Here is a 19,043-nt window from a genome sequence, read left to right on the forward strand (position 1 = left end):
GCATCCGTGCCGTCGGCATGTATCCGAGGAAACCCCGGGGTCCGCCCACCGCCAGATAGGCGGAGCAGGACAGACGGAGACCGGGATGACCGACATCGGGTTCGAGGCGCAGAGCTTCGAGGCGCCGATGCGCCGCGCGCTCGAATTGGCCGCTCTCGGTCCTGCACGCGGGGTGAACCCCCGGGTCGGATGCGTCATTCTCTCCCCCGGCGGCGAGGTGCTGGCCGAAGGCTGGCACCGCGGGGCCGGCACGCTCCATGCGGAGGTCGACGCACTGTCGAAGCTCACGCCGGAGCAGGCATCCGGAGCGACGGCCGTCGTCTCCCTCGAGCCCTGCAACCACACCGGCCGCACCGGGCCGTGCAGTGAAGCACTCATCGGAGCCGGCATCGCGCGCGTGGTCTACGCCGTCGACGACCCGGGTCACGCCTCGCACGGCGGTGCGAAGCGGCTGCGCGAGGCCGGCGTCGAGGTCATCGCCGGTGTCGAAGCGGATGCCGCGACGCGGCTCCTGCAGGATTGGCTCGTGGCCGCACGCCTCGGCCGCCCGTACGTCACGCTGAAGTGGGCGAGCAGCCTGGACGGCCGCGTCGCCGCATCCGACGGCACCAGCAGGTGGATCACGGGCTCCGCGGCGCGTCAGCACGTGCACGAGCGGCGTGCGGCATCCGACGCGATCATCGTCGGCACCGGGACGGTGTTCACCGACGACCCGAGTCTCACGGCACGCGGCGACGCGGGCGAGCTGCTGTCGAACCAGCCGGTACCGGTCGTGCTCGGCGACCGCGTTGTGCCGGACGACGCGGCCGTGCGGCGGCATCCGAATCCACCGATCTTCCTGTCCGGTCACGATCTCGCCGGCGCGCTCGTCGAGCTGCGGGAGCGCGGAGTGCGCACCGCCTATGTCGAGGCCGGGCCGATGCTGGCCAGCGCCTTCGTGCGCGAGGGGCTCGTCGACGAGTTCCACGTCTACCTGGCGCCCACCTTGCTGGGCGGCCCGCGCACTGCGCTTGACGAGATCGGCGTGCACTCCATCGCAGAGCAACGAGACCTGTGCCTTCATGGCGTTCAGCGGCTCGGCAACGACCTGCTCGTCGTGGCGACCAACCCTGCAGCACGCACGCTCAATCCGCGGCACGATGACGACGCGAGGCAGCAGGCACGGCCCGACCGCACGCGCTTCCCCGAACCGCCAACCCCCGAACTGCCCACCCCCGAACTGCCCACCCAAGGAGCGTGAGGATGTTCACTGGAATCATCGAAGAACTCGGCGTGATCACGGCCGTCGAACGCGGTGCCGACGCGGCACGCATCACGGTGCGCGGCCCACTCGCCGTGCAGGGCGCCCGGCACGGCGACTCGATCGCCGTGAGCGGTGTCTGCCTCACCGTCATCGACCAGACGGAGGACTCCTTCACCGCCGACGTGATGGCCGAGACGCTCGCCGTGAGCACGCTCGACGACGCGGCAGCGGGCATCCCGGTCAACCTGGAACGCGCCGCACTCGTCGGCGATCGGCTCGGCGGACACATCGTGCAGGGCCACGTCGACAGCATTTCGACCGTTCTGGCCGTGACGCCGGGTGAGGCGTGGCGAGTGGTGCGATTCAGCCTCTCCCCCGAGATTGCCTCCCTCGTCACACGCAAGGGATCCATCGCGGTCGACGGTGTCTCACTCACCGTCTCCGCCGTGAGCGACCCAGGCGCCCCGCAGCAGTGGTTCGAGGTTTCCCTCATCCCGGAGACCCTCGCGGCGACCACCCTGGGCGGCAGGGAGGTGGGCGATCGGGTGAACGTCGAGACGGACATCCTGGCGAGGCATGTCGAGCGGATGCTCGCACTCGAGCAGGCATCCCCCCGGCACCGCGTCTCCGATGAACGTCGCGACGCAGATACGAGTCGCGTCTCCGGTGCGAACCGGGACACCGCTGTGAGGAGCGAAGCATGACACTGGCGACGATCCCCGAGGCGCTGGAGTCGCTGCGCGCCGGACGACCGGTATTGGTAGCAGACAACGAGAGCCGCGAGAACGAGGGCGACATCGTGCTCGCCGCCGAGACCGCGTCGCAGGAATGGGTTGCCTGGCTGGTGCGGCACTCCTCCGGCTTCATCTGCGCACCGCTGACCAACGAGCTCGCAGACAAGCTCGAGCTCCCGGTCATGGTCGTGGACAACGAGGACTCCAGGGGCACCAACTACACGATCACGGTCGACGCCGCAGACCGGCTCTCCACCGGCATCAGCGCGGCGGACCGCGCGCACACGCTCCGCGTGCTCGCGGACCCGTCGTCAACCGCTCGCAGCCTGCATCGCCCCGGCCACATCGTTCCGCTGCGGGCCGTCGACGGCGGCGTGCGGGAGCGCGACGGGCACACCGAGGCAACGGTCGACCTCTTGAAGCTCGCCGGCATGACACCGGTCGGCGCGATCGGTGAGGTCGTCGCCGACGACGGCGAGATGATGCGCCTGCCCGAGCTGATCGAATTCGGCGCGCGCGAGAACGTGCCGGTCATCACGATCGAGGCGCTGATCGCCTACCTGCAGGAATTCCACTGCGACACGCCTCTCGAGGCGGTCGCCCCGGTTCCCGAGAGCTCGCGCGTCATCTTCGAGGTCGAGACCACCATTCCGACGACGCACGGGCCGTTCCGGGTGCGCGCCTACCGCGACCGCATGACCGGTGCCGACCACGTCGCGATCATCGCGGGCGAACCCCGCGAATCCGGGTCGCTCGTGCGGGTGCACTCCGAGTGCCTGACGGGCGAGGCGTTCGGCTCCCTGAAGTGCGAGTGCGGTCCGCAGCTGGATGCCGCACTCGACACGATCCAGCGGGACGGCGGAGTGGTGATCTACCTGCGCGGCCATGAGGGCCGAGGCATCGGCCTGATCAACAAGCTGCGCGCGTACCGGCTGCAGGAGGACGGGCTCGACACCCTCGACGCCAACCTCGCGCTCGGACTGCCGATCGACGCACGGGACTACGGCGCGGCATCCGCGATCCTCTCCGATCTGGGGATGCATTCCGTGCGGTTGCTCACGAACAACCCCGACAAGGTCAACCAGCTCAACGAGCACGGCGTCGTCGTCGAGGAGCGGGTGCCGCTCGTCGTCGGCCTCGGTGCGCTGAACGAGCAGTACCTCAAGACGAAACGCGACCGGCTGGGACACCTTCTGCCCGTCACGGACGCCGAGTTGCGTGACCTGGACGGCGCTTTCGAACAGGATGCCGCCGCCTCCGATGACGAACTGATCGCACACCACGTCGCTACGAAGACGATTCCGACCCCCGAGCAGAAAGGCGCGACCCGATGAGCGGAGCCGGCGCACCCGACCACGAGACCCTGAACGCCGAGGGCCTGCGGGTGGTGGTGATCGCGGGAACGTGGCACGAGGCTATCGGCGACGGACTCGTCGCGGGGGCCGAACGCGAGCTCACGGCATCAGGAGCCGACTGGAAGCTGGTGCGGGTTCCCGGCAGCTTCGAGCTGCCGGTGGTGAGCAAGGCTGCGCTGGATGCCGGCGCCGACGCGGTCGTGGCACTCGGCGTGATCATCCGCGGGGGCACTCCGCACTTCGAGTACGTCTCGTCGGCGGCCACCGATGGACTCACCCGGGTTGCGCTGGACACCGGGAAACCCGTCGGATTCGGCGTGCTCACGCTCGACGACGAGCAGCAGGGACTCGATCGCGCCGGGCTGCCCGGCTCGAAGGAGGACAAGGGCGCGGAGGCCGCACACGCTGCGATCGCCACCGCGATCGCCCTGCGGGAGCTGCGGCAGGGAGCCTGAGCGCCGCGCTTATGCTGAGCACGTGAGCAACGCGCGCAAGTTCGTTCTCTGGGTCGGTGGGGCGGTGGTCGCGGTCGCGATCGTCGTCGTCATCGTGATCGTCGTCGCACGCCCCGGTTCCTGGAACGGCACGTTGACCTCGGTCGCATACAGCCAGTCGCAGGCTGTGCCGAACTTCGACGACTCGACCCGCACCACGACAGACGCCGACCGGCTCGCGGCGCTGCAGCGGGTACTGCACGACGACGGATGGCATCCGGGCGACGCAAGGCAGGCATCCGGCAACGGTTGCGCCGGTGGGGTCACCACGCACCTCGCCATGCGGCTCGGCGACGGGTCGTCTGCGAAGCTCGACACCTACCAGTGCGGCAACAGCAACGACCGCCTGACCGCCGACGTCACGCGGCTCGTCTCGTCGTGGCGCGCTGCGGACTGAGCCGTCAAGGCTTCCAGACCATGAGCACGACGACGGCGAGGAGCAGCAGGCTGGAGATGCCGCTTGTGGCGGCCAGCGGACCATAACCGCCGTTAGCCGCAGGCGGGGCGGGCTTGGCGGCCGGGTCCTCCTCTTCGACGGCCTCCTCGCCCTCGATCGCGTCTGCGGCGCGCCGCATCGCGGGCACGACGACGAACAGGGTGAGACCCAGCGCGATGACGTACAGAACGATGGACAGCCAGATCCACGTCGACGAGATGCTCGTGTGGTACTTGGGGTCCGAGGTGCCGAGAGCACCGAATCCGAAGATGAAGACCGCGAGCGACAGCAGGCTGAACACATTCGTCGACCGCGCCAGTGTTCGCACCTGGTTCGGGGAACCTGCCCTGATCGCGCGCATCGCGGTCATCGGAAGAACGGCCATCGGTCCGACGATGAAGACCGCCGCCGCCACATGCAGGATGCCCAGAATCACGTTCGCCACGTTCATGGCTCCAGACTATCGGCAGGTGTGAGTTCGCTGAACGTGCACGCGGAGCCGCCGAGAAGCGGTGTCCGTCAGTCGAGGAAAAGGGCGCGGAGCCGCCTGGTGGTCAGGATCATCCCGAGCGCGGCCATGACCACGAGGTACAGCACGTGCCACAAGACGCCTGCGCCGACCGCGCCCGTCGTCAGCGAGCGCACGAGGTCCACGCTCTGCCACAGCGGCAGCGCCTGGATCACCACCTGCACACCCTGCGGGTAGACCGACAGCGGGTAGAACGTGCCGGAGAGCAGGAACATCGGCAGCATGACGAAGTTGATGATGTCCATCTGCTGGAACGATTTCATGTAGCTCGTGATACCCATGCCGAAGCTGGCGAACGCGAAGGCCACCAGCAGCACTGCGGGCAACGCCAGCAGCGCCCACCACGACAGGTTCAGCCCGACGAATTGCATGACGATCATGAACGCGACGGCGTAGCCTGCGCCTCGCAGCAGGGCGAGCGCGATCTCGCCGAACGCCACGTCGAGCGGACCGAGCGAAGTGGCGAGCATCCCTTCGTAGAGCCTGGCGAAGCGGATCTTGAAGAACACGTTCCAGGTGGAGTCGTACACGGCGCCGTTCATCGCGGCGGTCGCCAGCAGCGCCGGCGCGATGAACGCGGCGTACGAGATGTGCCTTCCATCACCGGCCGACACCGTGCCGACGAATGCGCCGAGCCCGATGCCCAGCGACAGCAGGTAGAACACCGGCTCGAAGACGCCGGAGACCACGACCAGCCAGTTCGTCGACTTGGTGGCCAGCCATCCGCGGTACACGACGGATCGCGCGTTGCCCGCGTACAGCGATCCGACCCCTCTGCGGCGGCCGGATACCTGCACGGGCGCCTCGACATCGACGCCGGTCATGTGTAGAGCCTCCGCCTCGCGATACGGCGGGCGAGCAGCCAGCTGGGCACGAACAGCACGAGCAGGTAGAGGACGTGCACGACGATCAGCCACGGCGGCACCTGAGCACCGTAGGAGACGATCCTCGCCAGTTGCGTGCCGTGCCAGATGGGCGAGAGCCAGCCGATCCACTGCAGGTAGATCGGCATCGACGTCAGCGGGAAGAACGTGCCCGAGAACAGTGTCAGCGGCAGCAGCACGAAGCGCATCAGCATGGCGATCTGCCCCGAGTCCGTCTGAATGGTGGCGACGTACGCCATGATCGGAGCACCGAAGGCGAGCCCGACGAGCGTGGCGATGAGCACGCCGAGGAACGCCGTGCCCGACGGCGTCGCACCGAACAGCTGCATGAACAGCCAGTAGACGACGCTGGAGGCGACCAGGCGCACGACGACGGAGATCACCATGCCGTCGATGATCTGCCCCGGAGTGATCGGCGATGCGCTGATGCCGAGGAACGTGGGATTCCACTTGAACCCGAGCATGACAGGGTAGGTGAACTCCTCGGAGGCCACGGTGACCGCCGCCGTGCAGAGCAGCGCGGGCGCGACGAACTGCAGGTAGCTCACGCCGTCGACGGCATGCGGCCCGAGGTTTGCGCTCACCAGGGCCCCGAGGCCGATCCCCATCGCGAACAGGTACAGCAGCGGCGTCCCTACGGCGCCGATGAGAACGGTGGAGACGTAGGAACGCATCACGCGCAGGCGGTGCTCCGCCACATACCACGCACCGAACCGGCGCGGCTTTCGTGCGCTGTTTTCGAGCGCGGCCTGCGCTGTCTCGACGGCGGTCATTCGATCAGCGACCTTCCGGTCAGCCGCAGGAAGACATCCTCCAGGCTGGAACGGCGCACGAGCGAGGTGAGCGGACGGATGCCCGCCTCGGTGAGCCGCGCCAGCTCGGCCTCGCCGTCGGCCGTGTACACGAGAACACGGTCGGGAAGTGCTTCCACCCGGTCGCCGGCATCCTGCAGCCGCTCCGCCATCTCGGCGTTGCGGTCGGCACCGAAGCGCAGCTCGAGTACCTCGCGCGTCGAGTACTCCCTCATCAGTGAGGCCGGAGTGCCCTCGGCCATGATCGTGCCTTTGTCGACGACGATCAGACGGTCGCAGAGCTGCTCCGCCTCGTCCATGTAATGGGTCGTGAGGACGAGGGTTGTGCCCTGTTCCTTGAGCCTGAACAGCCGATCCCACAGGATGTGCCTCGCCTGCGGGTCGAGGCCCGTCGTCGGCTCGTCGAGCAGCAGGATGCGCGGGTCGTTCATGAGGCCGCGCGCGATCGTGAGCCGCCGCTTCATGCCTCCGGAGAGGTCGGTGACCTTGGCCTTCGCCTTGTCCTGCAGTTGTGCGAACGCGAGCAGGTCGTCTGCCTTCGTCTTCACCTTCGCCATCGGCAGACCGAAGTAGCGGCCGTAGACGACGAGGTTCTCACGCACCCGGAGTTCTTCGTCGAGGTTGTCGGACTGCGGTACGACGCCCAGTTGCGACCGGATCTCCGGCCCGAACCGGTCGGGGTCGAGGCCGAGGATCTCCAGCCGTCCGCTCGTGCGCGTGGAGACCGCGCCGATCATGCGCATCGTCGTCGACTTGCCCGCCCCGTTCGGGCCGAGCAGGCCGAAGGACTCCCCCGGCGCCACCTCGAAGCTGATGCCGCCGACGGCAGTCACCTCCCCGTACTGCTTGACGAGGTCGGATGCGACGATCACCGGCGAAGACACGCTCACCAACGTAACGCGCACGGGTGACAGTGGCGCGGGGTTCCTGCAGGCGGCGTTGGTACCCTTTTCGCCGCCACCCCCGATTCGGAGTCCCTCATGAGCTCACCCGCCACCACGCGCCGCCGGTTCGGCCGTCCGGAGAAGGACGACGGCCCCCGCGCCACCTTCGGGCAGCTGCTGCCCTACATCTTCGAGCACAAGGCATCCATGTCGGTGGTCGTCGTGCTCAGTGTGCTCGGCGCGGCCGCCAGCCTCGCCCAGCCGCTGCTGGTCAGCCAGGTGATCGGCATCGTGCAGGGTGGAAAGGCGCTCGGCGGCCTGGTCTGGGCACTCGTCGCTTTGGTTGTCATCTCGGGACTGATCTCGGGATACCAGCACTACCTGCTGCAGCGCACCGGCGAGAGCGTCGTGCTCTCCTCGCGCAAGCGTCTCGTCGCCCGCATGCTGAACCTGCCGATCAGCGAGTTCGACGCGCGCCGCACCGGCGATCTCGTCTCCCGTGTCGGCAGCGACACGACCCTGCTGCGCGCCGTTCTGACGCAGGGCCTCGTCGAGGCGATCGGGGGCACGCTCACGTTCATCGGCGCGCTGATCGCGATGCTCATCATCGACCCCGTGCTGCTCGGCCTCACGGTTCTCGTGATCGCGGTCTCGATCGCTGTGGTCGTGCTGCTGTCCGGACGCATCCGCGTCGCCAGCCGCAAGGCGCAGGAGCGGGTCGGTGACCTGGCGGCATCCGTCGAGCGGGCCATCAGCTCGGTGCGCACAATCCGTGCCGCCGGAGCCACCGATCGCGAGATCGAGGGCGTCGAAGAGGATGCCGCGGGCGCCTATCGCATGGGCGTGAAGGTCGCGAAGATCTCGGCGCTCGTCGTTCCGGTGGCCGGCATCGCGATGCAGGTGTCGTTCCTCGTGGTGCTCGGCGTCGGCGGATACCGCGTCGCTTCCGGCGCCATCACCGTGGCGAACCTCGTGGCGTTCATCCTGTTCCTGTTCATGATGATCCTGCCGCTCGGGCAGGCGTTCGGCGCGTTCACGTCGGTGAACTCGGCGCTCGGCGCGCTCGGGCGCATCCAGGAGATCGTCGACCTGCCGAGCGAGGACGCGAGCGACCTGCCGCCAGAGCAGCGTGCCGTGATGGTTGGGCCTGCGAATGCCGCCGTGAATGCGGATGCGCCGGCGATCGCCTTCGACGACGTGCGGTTCGCGTACCCCGACGCGGTCGTCGCGGCCCGGAGCTCGCGCGACGACGTCAAGGATGCGGAGAAGTCGGCAGAAGGCGCATCCGGGCGCGAACGAGGTCGACGCGCCGCGCCCGTGGCCGAGGACGCACTCGAGGCGTTCGAGGGACGCGACGTCGTCGCGGAGGCGGAAGCCGTCGCGGGCGGCGTCTCGGTGACCGGACTGACGGCATCCGATACCAGCGTTCCGGAGGAGGGCGTGCTGCATGGCGTGAGCTTCGCGGCTCCGCGCGGCAAGCGCACCGCGCTCGTCGGGCCGTCCGGGGCCGGCAAGAGCACGATTCTTGCGCTGATCGAGCGGTTCTACGACCCGGAGAGTGGCGTGATCTCGATGGGCGGCCTCGACATCCGCACCCTCGACCGCGCGGAGCTGCGTGCGCAGATCGGCTACGTGGAGCAGGATGCGCCGGTGCTGGCCGGTTCGATCCGTGACAACCTCACGCTCGCGACGCCGAGCGCGACCGACGCGCAGTGCATCGACGTGCTGCACGCGGTGAACCTCACCGAGGTGCTGGAGCGCAGCCCGCTCGGCCTGGACGCGCCGGTCGGCGAGGACGGCGTCATGCTCTCCGGCGGCGAGCGCCAGCGGCTCGCGATCGGCCGGGCGCTGTTGGCCGCACCGCCCATCCTGCTGCTCGACGAGTCCACCTCGAGTCTGGACGGCCGCAATGAACAGCTCATGCGCGACGCGATCGACGCTGTCGCGGAGGATCGCACGCTGATCGTCATCGCGCACCGGCTCTCGACCGTGGTCGACTCCGATCAGATCGTGGTGCTCGAGAAGGGACGCGTCGTGGGTGTCGGCACGCACTCGGAGCTCGTGGAGTCCACGCCGCTGTACCGGGAGCTGGCGAAGCACCAGCTGCTGGTGTGACGCCCTATTCGACGGCTTCCGCCGACAGGCGGGACGCCGCGGTCACCATGTGGGCGGCCATCGCGGATGCCGCGGCGTCGTCGTCTGAGGACTGGATGGCGCGGAAGATCCGGTCGTGCTCCACGACCGCCGCCTCGGCCTCGTCCTCGCTCGACACCGCGCGATCCGCATAGACCTGGAGAAGCGATCGCACGACGTGCAGCATGTCGATGAGCGCCGCGTTCCCCGCCGCGTTCGCGAGGCCCTGATGGAACTCGCGGTCGGCTGCGGCGAACTTCTTCAGGTCGTGCGTCGCCACGCGCATCCGCTCGAGCTGAGCGGACAGCGCTGCCTTGGCCGCATCGTCAGCGCGGATGGCGGCCAGTCGCGCCACGTAGATCTCCAGCCCTGAGCGCAGCTCGAGAAGCTCGCCGGTGTTGCGCTCGCCGATCAGCAGACCCCAGCGAAGGGTCTGCGGCAGCAATTCGCTCGCCGTACCACGCAGGTAGGTGCCCGAGCCGGGCCTCACGTCGACGATGCCGAGGATCTCCAGTGCGGCGAGCGCCTCCCTGACCGCCGAGCGTCCGACGCCGAGGCTTTCGGAGAGCTGTCGCTCCGGCGGGAGTCGAGTTCCCGGTTCGATCGACCCACTCGTGAAGAGCTCGAGCAGCCGACGCGCGACCTCGGAGACCGGCGTTCCGCTGGGCAGCTGGCCGAGCGCCGCAGCGATGTCGACGGCGGATCCATCGGAATACGCGGGCATGCGAACAACCTAACAGCGGTCCTGCAGCTGGATGGAAGCAAGCGCGCTCGCCTTGCAATTGGTCAACCGGTTTGTCACACTGGGAATGGCGGACGGCGCCTGCCGTACCTCACGACCACCGCCGCTTCCAGGAGTCAATGTGGACCAGAACCAGCTCGACACCTCGCCCGTAGCGCGCTCCGCGATCCGCAAGGTCGCTGTTCGTCTCGTGCCTTTCGTCGCCCTGATGTTCTTCGTCAACTACCTCGACCGCACCGCGATCGGCTTCGCGGCGCCCAACGGCATGAACGGCGACCTCGCACTGTCGGCCGCCCAGTTCGGCTTCGCATCGGGCGTGTTCTTCGTGGGCTACATCCTGCTCGAGGTGCCGTCGAACATCGCACTGCACAAGTTCGGGGCGCGCCGCTGGCTCGCCCGCATCATGGTGAGCTGGGGCATCGTCGCCTTGCTCTTCACCTGGGTTCAGAACTTCGAGCAGCTGACCCTACTGCGTTTCCTCCTCGGCGTGGCCGAGGCCGGGTTCTTCCCCGGAGCCATCCTCTTCCTCAGCCTCTGGGTTCCCTCGCAGTATCGCGGGCGCATCCTCATGCTCTTCTACCTGGCGCAGCCGCTCACGACGGTCATCGGTGCTCCTCTCGCGGGCTGGCTCATCGGGCAGCACGGCGTCTTCTTCGGCCTCGAGGGATGGCGCTTCATGTACTTCGGCGTCGCCATCCCGGCGATCGTGATCGGCGTCATCGCCTGGTTCTACCTCAAAGACAAGCCGGCCGACGCCAAGTGGCTCACCTCGGCCGAGCAGACCTGGCTCACCGACGCGCTGCAAAAGGAGAAGGTCGCGACGGAGGCGAGGGAGAAGCATCCGTCGATCCGCATGGCTTTCTCCAGCGGACGCGTCTGGCTGCTGTCGTTCATCTACTTCGGGTTCATCTACGGCCTTTACGCACTGGCGTTCTTCCTGCCGACCATCATCGGAGGCTTCCAGGAGGCGTTCGGCAGCTCGTTGAATGTCTTCCAGAAGGGCCTCATCACCGCCATCCCCTATCTGCCCGCCGCGATCGTCATGTACTTCTGGTCACGTGATGCCTCGAGGCGCGGGCTGAAGACCTGGCACATTGTCGTACCGGCGATCGCCGGCGCGGTGTCTATCCCCTTGGCGCTCTTCACCGGCTCCCCCGCGGCCACGATCGCGGTCATCACGGTCACGGCGTGCGCCATCTTCGCCGCCCTGCCCAACTTCTGGACGCTCCCGACGCGGTTCCTCACCGGCGTCGCTGCGGCAGCGGGCGTCGCGCTCATCAACACCATCGGCAACCTGGCGGGCTTCAGCGCGCCGTACATCACTGGCCTCCTGGCCGACCTGACCAAGAACGGCAAGGGCGAGCCGCAGTACGTCGTTCCGATGATCGTGGTGGGCGCGTTCATGCTGCTGTCGGCCGTGCTCATGGTGCTGCTGGCACGCAGCGGCAGGCAGCGGGATGCCGTACCCGCCGCTGCCGACCTGGAGACGGCTGCGTCATGACCAGGCTCTGGAACGACCCCGCCGACTTCACCGACGAGCTGATCGCCGGCTTCGTCGCGGCGAACGCGCGGTACGTGCGGCGGGTGCCGGGCGGCGTGGTGCGTTCGACCGTCGTCCCGGACGGCCAGGTAGCCGTCGTGATCGGCGGTGGCTCCGGCCACTACCCGGCGTTCGGCGGACTGGTCGGGCAGGGTCTCGCGCACGGCGCGGCGATGGGCAACCTGTTCGCGTCGCCGTCGGCCCATCAGGTGGCATCCGTCGCCAGGGCCGCGGATGCCGGTGCCGGCGTGCTCTACAGCTACGGCAATTACGCGGGAGACGTGCTCAACTTCGACGCGGCGCAGGAGCGCCTCCGTTCCGAAGGGATCGCGTGCGAGACGGTCACGGTGACCGACGACGTCTCGTCGGCACCGGCATCCGAACGGCACAAGCGTCGCGGCATCGCGGGCGATCTGACCGTGTTCCGCGCCGCCGCAGCCGCCGCGGAGGCTGGGTACGACCTCGCCGAAGTGGCGCGCGTCGCACGACTGGCCAACGAGCGCACCCGGTCGTTCGGCGTGGCCTTCACCGGATGCACCCTGCCGGGCGCTGAAGCGCCGCTGTTCAGTGTTCCGGAGGGGCGGATGGCCGTGGGCCTCGGTATCCACGGCGAGCCCGGGATCGATGAGACGGACATCCCGACCGCCGACGGCCTCGCCGAGTTGCTCGTGGCCCGGCTGCTGGCCGAGCGGCCGGACGGCGCGGACGGACGGGTCGTGCCGATCCTGAACGGGCTCGGATCACTGAAATACGAGGAGCTGTTCGTCGTCTACCGCCGCATCGCCGAACTCCTCGGCGACGCGGGGCTGGAGATCGTCGACCCGCACGTGGGCGAGTACTGCACCTCGTTCGACATGGCGGGAACCTCGCTGACCCTGTACTGGCTGAACGATGAGCTCGCCCGACTGTGGGAGACGCCCGTGGACACGCCCGCGTATCGCCGCGGTGCGGTCGCACCCCGCGCGCAACGCGCGACCGAGGACCGGGCCGTCGATGAACAAGAGGCCGTCCCTCCCGCCGACGACGCCTCCCGGGAGTGCGCCGCCACCGTCCGGAGCGTGGTGGAGACGATCGTCACGACGATCGACACGAACGCGGACGAGCTCGGCCGCATCGATGCGATCGCCGGCGACGGCGACCACGGCATCGGAATGCAGCGCGGCGCCCATGCTGCCCTGGCCGCCGCCACCGCGGCCGTCGAGGCGGGAGCCGGCGCCGGCACGACGCTGAGCCGTGCTGCCGATGCCTGGGCCGATCGGGCGGGTGGAACCTCCGGCGCGCTGTGGGGCGTCATCCTGAACTCCGTCGCCGCCCGGCTGGGCGACAACGGGACGCCGGCTCCGCGCGACATTGTCGCCGGAGTCGCCGCGAGCGCCTCCGGCGTGATGGCGTACGGCAAGGCTGAAATCGGTGACAAGACCATGGTCGATGCGCTGGTTCCGTTCGCCAGGGAGCTGAATGCTGGGGTCGGAGCCGGGAAGACCCTGCCCGATGCCTGGCGCAATGCCGCGAACTTCGCCACGCGCTCTGCCGCCGCCACAGCCGACCTCCTGCCGCGCATGGGACGAGCCCGCACGCACGGCGAGCACGCTCTCGGCGTTCCGGACCCGGGCGCTCGCTCCCTCGCGCTGATCGCGACCGCGATCGGCGATGTACTCCGTTACCGCGACCGGAAGGAAGGTGACCGATGAGCAAGTCCAGCACCACGAACGAGCCCCTGCGCATCGTCGTCGGAGCCGACGATGCCGGCTTCGACTACAAGGAGATCCTGAAGCGCGACCTCGAGGGCAACCCGGGCGTCGCATCCGTTGTGGACGTAGGGGTGGATGCCGACGGTCACACCCCGTACCCGAAGGTCGCGATCGCCGCGGCGGAGCTGGTGGCCGCCGGCGAGGCCGATCGTGCCCTGCTGATCTGCGGAACCGGGCTTGGAGTCGCGATCTCCGCGAACAAGGTGCCCGGCATCCGTGCCGTCACTGCGCACGACTCGTTCTCGGTGGAGCGCTCCGTGCTCTCCAACAACGCGCAGGTGCTCACGATGGGTCAGCGAGTCGTGGGCATCGAGCTCGCCCGCCGGCTCGTGCGCGAGTGGCTCACGTACCGGTTCGACACGTCGTCGGCCTCTGCCGACAAGGTGGCCGTGCTCACGGAGTACGAGTCGACGGGAAGCTGCTGAGCGGATGCGACGGGTTACGGTGGGGGTCAGCCTGAAGGCGTACTTCGGGCGGCAGCAGGCACGAGACTGGTTCGACGACGTCGCCGGGCGCGTTCGACGCCACGCCGCCGTGCGTGACGGACTCGTCGAGATGTTCGTCATCCCCAGCTACCTGCAGATCGACGATGCCCTCGCCGCCTTCGCCGGGACGGGCGTCGCCGTCGGCGCGCAGGATGTCTCTGCGTATCCTCGCGGCGCGTATACCGGCGAGATCACGGCCGCCGAACTCGCGGAGACCGGCGTCACCTGTGTCGAGGTCGGCCACGCGGAACGGCGCCGGCTCTTCGGCGAGACCGACGAGGTCGTGGCGGCGAAGGCCGCTGCCGCCCTGTCCGCGGGGCTCGTTCCCGTGCTGTGCGTCGGCGAGACGGAACGAGCGGATGCCCGCACCGCGGCCACCACGACCGTCGCCCAGCTGCGCGCCGACCTCGAACCCGCCCCGGCCGGCCCTGTCGTCGTCGCGTACGAACCGGTGTGGGCGATCGGTGCACCAGAACCGGCCGACCCGGACCACATCAGCACCGTCACTCGCGCGCTCATGGCGGAACTCGACGAACCGGCAAGGGCCGAGAGCGTCGTCATCTACGGCGGATCCGCCGGGCCCGGCCTGCTCGCCCGGCTCGGCGACGACGTCGACGGCCTCTTCCTCGGCCGGTTCGCCCATGACCCCGATGCGCTGGTCGCCGTCATCGACGAGGCGGCCGCGCTCTCCGAAGGCAGGAGCGCCGCGTGATCGGCCTGGGCACATACGCCTTCTTCTGGCAGCACTCGGACCGCGCCCCGGAGCCGCTCTCGCTCGTCGGCGCCTTCGAGGCGACCCGCGAACTCGGCGTCGAGCTGTTTCAGATCTGCGACTACGCACCGCTGGAGACGATGTCCGAGCGCGAGATCGCGAACGCCGCCGCGGCGGCACGGGATCTTGGTCTGACGGTCCAGCTCGGCACGAAGGGTGTCGACACCGAGCGGCTCGACCGCTACCTCCGGCTGGCGAACGCGTTCGATGCCGTGCTCGTGCGCAGCATGCTGTTCGGCCCGGACTCCCGGCCCTCGGCCGCCGAAGCCGCTGAGCAGCTCAGGCGAGTGCTGCCGTCTTACGAGGCATCCGGAGTCTCGCTCGCGCTGGAGACTTACGAACAGGTCGCGACCGCGGAGCTCGTCTCGCTCGTCGAGGGGATCAGCAGCCCGCGCCTCGGCATCTGCCTCGACCCAGCCAACGTGGTCGCTCGGCTTGAACTTCCCCGCGAGTGCGTCGAGCTCACGGCGCCCCACGTGAACAACGTGCATGCCAAGGACTTCGCGTTCGACCGTCAGCCCGGCTGGGTCGGATTCACCTACTCCGGCGCGCCGCTGGGAGCCGGGCTGCACGACTATCCGCACCTGCTGCGCACGGTAAGGCCGCAAGACCGCGGTATCGACGAGATCGTCGAGCACTGGCTGCCCTGGCAGGGCGACGCCGAGACCACCATTCGAACCGAGCGGGACTGGACCCGCACCGCCGTGGAATACCTGAGGAGCACCACATGACCACCACGACCAGCACCCACACCATCGCCGTCATCGGAGCGGGCGGCAAGATGGGCATGCGGGTGTCGAACAACCTCGCGCGCACCGACCACACGGTCCGGTACGTGGAGAACTCCCCCGCAGGGCAGCAACGCACCCTCGACGCCGGTCGCGAGTTGACGGATGCCCCGACCGCCGTCGCCGACGCCGACATCGTCGTGTTCGCCGTGCCCGACCTCGCTCTGCAGTCGGTGACCGCAGAGCTCGTTCCGCAGATGAAACCGGGCTCGATCGCGCTGACGCTCGACCCCGCCGCCGCGTACGCCGGGCTGCTGACAGAGCGCGACGACGTCGTGCGCGCGGTCGCGCATCCGTGCCACCCGTCGATCTTCCTGAAGCGCACGACGGAGGAGGAGTACGCCGACACGTTCGGCGGCATCGCCGCCCCGCAGGATGCTATCGCCGCCATCGAGTCGGACGACCCGGAGAAGAAGGCGGTGCTGGATGCGACGGTGCGCGCCATCTACGCCCCCGTCGTCGACGTGCACTACGTGACAGTGAAGCAGCTCGCCCAACTCGAGCCGACGCTCGTCGAGACCGTGGCCTGCATGATCGGCTCGCTCCTCAACGAGGCGCTGCAGGAGGCTGTGAACACGATGGGCGTTCCGGAAGACGCCGCGCGCAGCATCCTCTACGGCCACACCCAGGTCGCCCTCGCGAACGGTCTGCGGGGCGACAATCCCTTCAGCGACGCGTGCCTTATCGCGATGGACTACGGCCGCCAGAGCATCATCAAGGAGGACTGGAAAAAGATCTTCCGCGACGACGAGCTCGACAAGAATCTTGCCAAGATGCTGCACCTCGACCACATCGAGCGCTGACAACGGCATGACGGTGGCGGCATCCGAGAACGGGTCAGCACCCTGGGTCGTCGCGGGCGAGCTCTGGGGCAGCGGCGAATGGTCGGCTGAGCTCGACGGTGCGGGGATCGCAGGAGTTCGGTTCCAGGACACGCTCGTGCTGACCGGCGTCCGCGCCGTCGTCCGGGATCACGACTGGAACACGTGTGCTCTCGAGGTCGACGCGAAGGAGCAGATCGGGAGGTCCCTGCGCCTGACGCTGCGATGCCCCGAACCGGGCGTGCAGCTCGAGGGCTCACTCGAGTTCGATGCCGCGGGTCGAGCACTGAGCGTCTCGCTCGACCTCACGGTCGGCTCCGACTTCGAGACGAACCGCGTCGGACTCGTGGTGCTGCATCCCGCCTCGCTGAGCGACACAGAGCTCACGGTCGAGCACACCGACGGCTCCGTGCAGCGAACCGCATTCCCGGTCGCGGTCAGCCCTCACCAGCCGGTCTTCGACATCGCCACGCTGGCCTGGCGTGCAGGCGACTTGGACGCGGCGCTGCGATTCGACGGCGACGTGTTCGAGATGGAAGACCAGCGCAACTGGACGGATGCCTCGTTCAAGACGTACAGCAGGCCGCTGGCTCTCCCCTTCCCGTACCTGCTCGGGGCCGGCTCACGTGTGCAGCAGACCGTGCGGCTCGAGGTGGAAGAGGGCTCGCCCCAGCGAGCCGTCGCAACGGTAGGGCCGCACTCGAGTTCGCGTGACCGCATCGTGCTCGACGCAGACGGCACGTTTCCAGCGATCGGGCTCGGCGCATCCACCGCACCCGATCCCGCGCCGCGGGCGAACGTCCCGATCGGATCGTTCCGCGTGGTCGAGCTGGACCTCACGACCCCGAACTGGCCGGCCGCGCTGGATCGTGCCGCGTCGAGCGGCCTCCCCCTCGATGTGCGCCTCGTGCTCGACGATGACCATCCGCACTCGCTCGACGACGCCGCGCGGATGCTCGCCGGGTTACGTCTGGTGCGCGTCGCAGCGTTCAACCGCGCCGGGCCCGCACGTCACGTCTCGGACGCTCCCGCGGTGGCCGCACTCCGCGACGCCCTCGCACAGGCCGGCGTCAGCAGCCCGATCGTGGGAGGTGCCCGCTCGCACTTCACCGAACTGAACCGGGAACGTCATCGCCTGCCGCGCGACCTCGACGGCGTGGTGTTCGCTACCACTCCCCTCTTCCACGAGCTCGGCACCCGTCAGCTCGTGCGCTCGCTCGCCATGCAGCGCATCGTCGCTGCACAGGCCGTGGCGGAGAACGCCGATGCGCCGGTTCACGTCGGCCCGGTCACCCTGCGTCCGCGGTTCAACGACGTGGCCACCTCGCCTCAGCCGCACGCGACCGGCACGACGTTGCGCGACGGCTACGGCGCCCAGTTCGCTCACGCGGACGATCCGCGTCAGACCGCGCCGGAACTGGCCGCCTGGACGATCGCCAGCGCCGCCGCCCTCGCCGTGCCGGGCGTGGCGAGCCTCACGTACTACGAGGAGTGGGGCCCGCGCGGCATCACGGATGCCGGTGGTACCGAATACCCGGTGGCGGCCGCGGTGCGTTCTCTCGCGGAACTCTCCGGAGCGCAGCTTCTGCACGGCGACTCGGCCGACGGCCTTATCTGGACGATCGGCGCGCGCTCAGGCGAGCGGGAGACGCTCCTCGTGGCGAATCTCGACGATCGGCGACGCGAGGTGGCGGTCGTCACCGACTCCGCGAGCACGAGCGTGGTCGTCGACGCCGGATCGTGGCGCCGTGCCGGCTGACACGGCGCGTCTGCGCTCAGCGCCAGTCGTGGTCGGCGGAGAAGCCGAGTTCCCGCTGGATCTTGCGCGTGGAGACGAGCGACTCGAACTCGCCGAGATCGTCGGGCACCGGCGTACCCGGGAACCATGCGGCCGCGAGTTGCCGCGAAGGGATGCGCGACGCGGAGGTGGGGGCCGCGACGTTGTAGACCCGGAATCCGGGCTCCGGCTTGGCCAGCGCGAGCGCCACCGCCTTCGCACCGTCGCGCGCGTCGACCCACGTACCGATCAGATCGCGGCGATAGCCAGGGTCGGCGGCCCGCTCGAAGGTGCCGTACTCGTCTTCGGCGACGACGTTGGTGAACCGCAGTGCCGTGATGGCGGCATCCTCACGCCATCCGGCGAGCTGCGCGGCGATGGCCTCCTCGGCGACCTTGCCCAGTCCGTACGTGTTGTTCGCCTTCGTGAACGTCTCTTCGACGGGCAGCGCGGGCGGCGCCTCATCGAACGGGAAGCCCATCACCGTGATGCTGGAGGCGAACGCTATGCGGTCGATGCCGGCACGATGCGCCGCGAACATCACGTTGAAGGATGCCGTCACGTTGTTGTGGAACGTCGTCGCGTCGGGCACGATGCCGTTCACCGGAACGGCAGCGAGATGCACGAGAGCGTCGAGGCCATCGTGTCGCGCAGTGACCGACAGCAGGGCGTCGAGCGTCTGGCCGTAGTCACCCAGGTCGACACGTGTGAACCCCGGACCGACGGGTCCTGCGAGATCGAACCCCACGACGCGATGGCCCTCCTCGCGAAGACGCGCAACGGTGGCTCGCCCGAGTTTGCCGCCGCTGCCCGTGACCCCGATGATCATGCCCGCTAGGCTATTGCATATTCATTCGACACTG

General features: G+C 68.8%; 19 protein-coding genes. 13 read left to right on the top strand and 6 right to left on the bottom strand.

Annotated features, from left to right (window positions below; translation table 11 throughout):
• Window positions 1-85 precede the first annotated feature (85 nt).
• Genes ribD through ACYVI5_RS04170 form a run of 5 tightly spaced genes read left to right on the top strand, consistent with a single transcriptional unit; the run spans window position 86 to window position 4,223 of the window.
• The gene (ribD, locus tag ACYVI5_RS04150) at window positions 86-1,240 is read left to right on the top strand and encodes a bifunctional diaminohydroxyphosphoribosylaminopyrimidine deaminase/5-amino-6-(5-phosphoribosylamino)uracil reductase RibD (RefSeq protein ID WP_460579113.1); all 1,155 of its coding nucleotides are present in this window, start codon (window positions 86-88) and stop codon (window positions 1,238-1,240) included.
• 2 nt (window positions 1,241-1,242) lie between these two features.
• On the top strand, window positions 1,243-1,947 hold the full coding sequence (locus ACYVI5_RS04155; protein ID WP_460530794.1) for a riboflavin synthase: 705 nt from the start codon (window positions 1,243-1,245) through the stop codon (window positions 1,945-1,947).
• A complete protein-coding gene (gene ribB / locus ACYVI5_RS04160) occupies window positions 1,944-3,311 on the top strand; it encodes a bifunctional 3,4-dihydroxy-2-butanone-4-phosphate synthase/GTP cyclohydrolase II (RefSeq protein ID WP_460530791.1) in 1,368 nt (455 codons plus the stop codon). The genes ACYVI5_RS04155 and ribB overlap by 4 nt, the downstream gene beginning before the upstream one ends.
• Entirely contained in the window at window positions 3,308-3,787 is a 480-nt protein-coding gene (ribH, locus tag ACYVI5_RS04165) for a 6,7-dimethyl-8-ribityllumazine synthase (RefSeq protein ID WP_460579114.1), read from the top strand. Before ribB ends, ribH begins: the two co-directional genes overlap by 4 nt.
• A gap of 22 nt (window positions 3,788-3,809) precedes the next feature.
• A complete protein-coding gene (locus tag ACYVI5_RS04170; protein WP_460579115.1) occupies window positions 3,810-4,223 on the top strand; it encodes a hypothetical protein in 414 nt (137 codons plus the stop codon).
• A gap of 4 nt (window positions 4,224-4,227) precedes the next feature.
• Here ACYVI5_RS04170 and ACYVI5_RS04175 read toward each other — a convergent pair whose 3' ends face one another.
• The 4 genes from ACYVI5_RS04175 to ACYVI5_RS04190 all read right to left on the bottom strand — a co-directional run bounded on the left by ACYVI5_RS04175 (window position 4,228) and on the right by ACYVI5_RS04190 (window position 7,371).
• Window positions 4,228-4,713: a DUF2269 family protein gene (locus ACYVI5_RS04175; protein ID WP_460579116.1), complete on the bottom strand. Its 486-nt coding sequence runs from the start codon at window positions 4,711-4,713 to the stop codon at window positions 4,228-4,230.
• Between the two features lie 68 nt (window positions 4,714-4,781).
• Window positions 4,782-5,615 (bottom strand): ABC transporter permease, encoded by an 834-nt coding sequence (locus ACYVI5_RS04180; RefSeq protein ID WP_460579117.1) that lies wholly within the window; start codon window positions 5,613-5,615, stop codon window positions 4,782-4,784.
• Window positions 5,612-6,448 carry an ABC transporter permease gene (locus tag ACYVI5_RS04185; protein WP_460579118.1) on the bottom strand — a complete coding sequence of 279 codons (837 nt, stop codon included), beginning with the start codon at window positions 6,446-6,448 and terminating at the stop codon, window positions 5,612-5,614. Before ACYVI5_RS04185 ends, ACYVI5_RS04180 begins: the two co-directional genes overlap by 4 nt.
• Complete coding sequence (locus ACYVI5_RS04190) at window positions 6,445-7,371, bottom strand: ABC transporter ATP-binding protein (RefSeq protein ID WP_460579119.1); 927 nt, start codon at window positions 7,369-7,371, stop codon at window positions 6,445-6,447. Before ACYVI5_RS04190 ends, ACYVI5_RS04185 begins: the two co-directional genes overlap by 4 nt.
• A 96-nt stretch (window positions 7,372-7,467) precedes the next feature.
• Between ACYVI5_RS04190 and ACYVI5_RS04195 the strand changes: the two genes are divergently transcribed.
• Complete coding sequence (locus tag ACYVI5_RS04195) at window positions 7,468-9,486, top strand: ABC transporter ATP-binding protein (protein ID WP_460579120.1); 2,019 nt, start codon at window positions 7,468-7,470, stop codon at window positions 9,484-9,486.
• A 4-nt stretch (window positions 9,487-9,490) separates the two neighbouring features.
• On the opposite strand, the gene ACYVI5_RS04200 is transcribed toward ACYVI5_RS04195, so the two are convergent.
• Window positions 9,491-10,228, bottom strand: a complete 738-nt coding sequence (locus ACYVI5_RS04200; RefSeq protein WP_460530767.1) for a FadR/GntR family transcriptional regulator — start codon at window positions 10,226-10,228, stop codon at window positions 9,491-9,493.
• A gap of 139 nt (window positions 10,229-10,367) precedes the next feature.
• Between ACYVI5_RS04200 and ACYVI5_RS04205 the strand changes: the two genes are divergently transcribed.
• The 7 genes from ACYVI5_RS04205 to ACYVI5_RS04235 are packed head-to-tail and all read left to right on the top strand — an operon-like array spanning window position 10,368 to window position 18,162.
• Window positions 10,368-11,747 (top strand): MFS transporter, encoded by a 1,380-nt coding sequence (locus ACYVI5_RS04205; RefSeq protein ID WP_460579121.1) that lies wholly within the window; start codon window positions 10,368-10,370, stop codon window positions 11,745-11,747.
• Window positions 11,744-13,477, top strand: coding sequence for a dihydroxyacetone kinase family protein (locus ACYVI5_RS04210; RefSeq protein ID WP_460579122.1), 1,734 nt, complete (start codon window positions 11,744-11,746; stop codon window positions 13,475-13,477). The genes ACYVI5_RS04205 and ACYVI5_RS04210 overlap by 4 nt, the downstream gene beginning before the upstream one ends.
• On the top strand, window positions 13,474-13,962 hold the full coding sequence (locus ACYVI5_RS04215) for a ribose-5-phosphate isomerase (RefSeq protein WP_460530759.1): 489 nt from the start codon (window positions 13,474-13,476) through the stop codon (window positions 13,960-13,962). The genes ACYVI5_RS04210 and ACYVI5_RS04215 overlap by 4 nt, the downstream gene beginning before the upstream one ends.
• A gap of 4 nt (window positions 13,963-13,966) precedes the next feature.
• On the top strand, window positions 13,967-14,734 hold the full coding sequence (locus ACYVI5_RS04220; RefSeq protein ID WP_460579123.1) for a triose-phosphate isomerase family protein: 768 nt from the start codon (window positions 13,967-13,969) through the stop codon (window positions 14,732-14,734).
• Complete coding sequence (locus ACYVI5_RS04225; protein WP_460579124.1) at window positions 14,731-15,525, top strand: sugar phosphate isomerase/epimerase family protein; 795 nt, start codon at window positions 14,731-14,733, stop codon at window positions 15,523-15,525. Before ACYVI5_RS04220 ends, ACYVI5_RS04225 begins: the two co-directional genes overlap by 4 nt.
• A complete protein-coding gene (locus ACYVI5_RS04230) occupies window positions 15,522-16,385 on the top strand; it encodes a phosphogluconate dehydrogenase C-terminal domain-containing protein (protein WP_460579125.1) in 864 nt (287 codons plus the stop codon). Before ACYVI5_RS04225 ends, ACYVI5_RS04230 begins: the two co-directional genes overlap by 4 nt.
• 7 nt (window positions 16,386-16,392) lie before the next feature.
• On the top strand, window positions 16,393-18,162 hold the full coding sequence (locus tag ACYVI5_RS04235) for a hypothetical protein (RefSeq protein WP_460579126.1): 1,770 nt from the start codon (window positions 16,393-16,395) through the stop codon (window positions 18,160-18,162).
• Between the two features lie 16 nt (window positions 18,163-18,178).
• Here ACYVI5_RS04235 and ACYVI5_RS04240 read toward each other — a convergent pair whose 3' ends face one another.
• Entirely contained in the window at window positions 18,179-19,009 is an 831-nt protein-coding gene (locus ACYVI5_RS04240) for an NAD-dependent epimerase/dehydratase family protein (protein ID WP_460530744.1), read from the bottom strand.
• Between the last annotated feature and the right edge of the window lie 34 nt (window positions 19,010-19,043).

Source organism: Humibacter ginsengisoli (genome assembly GCF_054780095.1).

Bases quoted from the DNA above. Each gene is read 5' to 3' on its own strand.
- ACYVI5_RS04185 (WP_460579118.1), bottom strand. From the start codon at position 6,448: ATGACCGCCGTCGAGACAGCGCAGGCCGCGCTCGAAAACAGCGCACGA.
- ACYVI5_RS04230 (WP_460579125.1), top strand. From the start codon at position 15,522: ATGACCACCACGACCAGCACCCACACCATCGCCGTCATCGGAGCGGGC.
- ribB (WP_460530791.1), top strand. From the start codon at position 1,944: ATGACACTGGCGACGATCCCCGAGGCGCTGGAGTCGCTGCGCGCCGGA.
- ACYVI5_RS04175 (WP_460579116.1), bottom strand. From the start codon at position 4,713: ATGAACGTGGCGAACGTGATTCTGGGCATCCTGCATGTGGCGGCGGCG.
- ACYVI5_RS04210 (WP_460579122.1), top strand. From the start codon at position 11,744: ATGACCAGGCTCTGGAACGACCCCGCCGACTTCACCGACGAGCTGATC.
- ACYVI5_RS04240 (WP_460530744.1), bottom strand. From the start codon at position 19,009: ATGATCATCGGGGTCACGGGCAGCGGCGGCAAACTCGGGCGAGCCACC.
- ACYVI5_RS04195 (WP_460579120.1), top strand. From the start codon at position 7,468: ATGAGCTCACCCGCCACCACGCGCCGCCGGTTCGGCCGTCCGGAGAAG.
- ACYVI5_RS04200 (WP_460530767.1), bottom strand. From the start codon at position 10,228: ATGCCCGCGTATTCCGATGGATCCGCCGTCGACATCGCTGCGGCGCTC.
- ACYVI5_RS04215 (WP_460530759.1), top strand. From the start codon at position 13,474: ATGAGCAAGTCCAGCACCACGAACGAGCCCCTGCGCATCGTCGTCGGA.
- ACYVI5_RS04180 (WP_460579117.1), bottom strand. From the start codon at position 5,615: ATGACCGGCGTCGATGTCGAGGCGCCCGTGCAGGTATCCGGCCGCCGC.
- ribH (WP_460579114.1), top strand. From the start codon at position 3,308: ATGAGCGGAGCCGGCGCACCCGACCACGAGACCCTGAACGCCGAGGGC.
- ACYVI5_RS04235 (WP_460579126.1), top strand. From the start codon at position 16,393: ATGACGGTGGCGGCATCCGAGAACGGGTCAGCACCCTGGGTCGTCGCG.
- ACYVI5_RS04220 (WP_460579123.1), top strand. From the start codon at position 13,967: ATGCGACGGGTTACGGTGGGGGTCAGCCTGAAGGCGTACTTCGGGCGG.
- ACYVI5_RS04155 (WP_460530794.1), top strand. From the start codon at position 1,243: ATGTTCACTGGAATCATCGAAGAACTCGGCGTGATCACGGCCGTCGAA.
- ribD (WP_460579113.1), top strand. From the start codon at position 86: ATGACCGACATCGGGTTCGAGGCGCAGAGCTTCGAGGCGCCGATGCGC.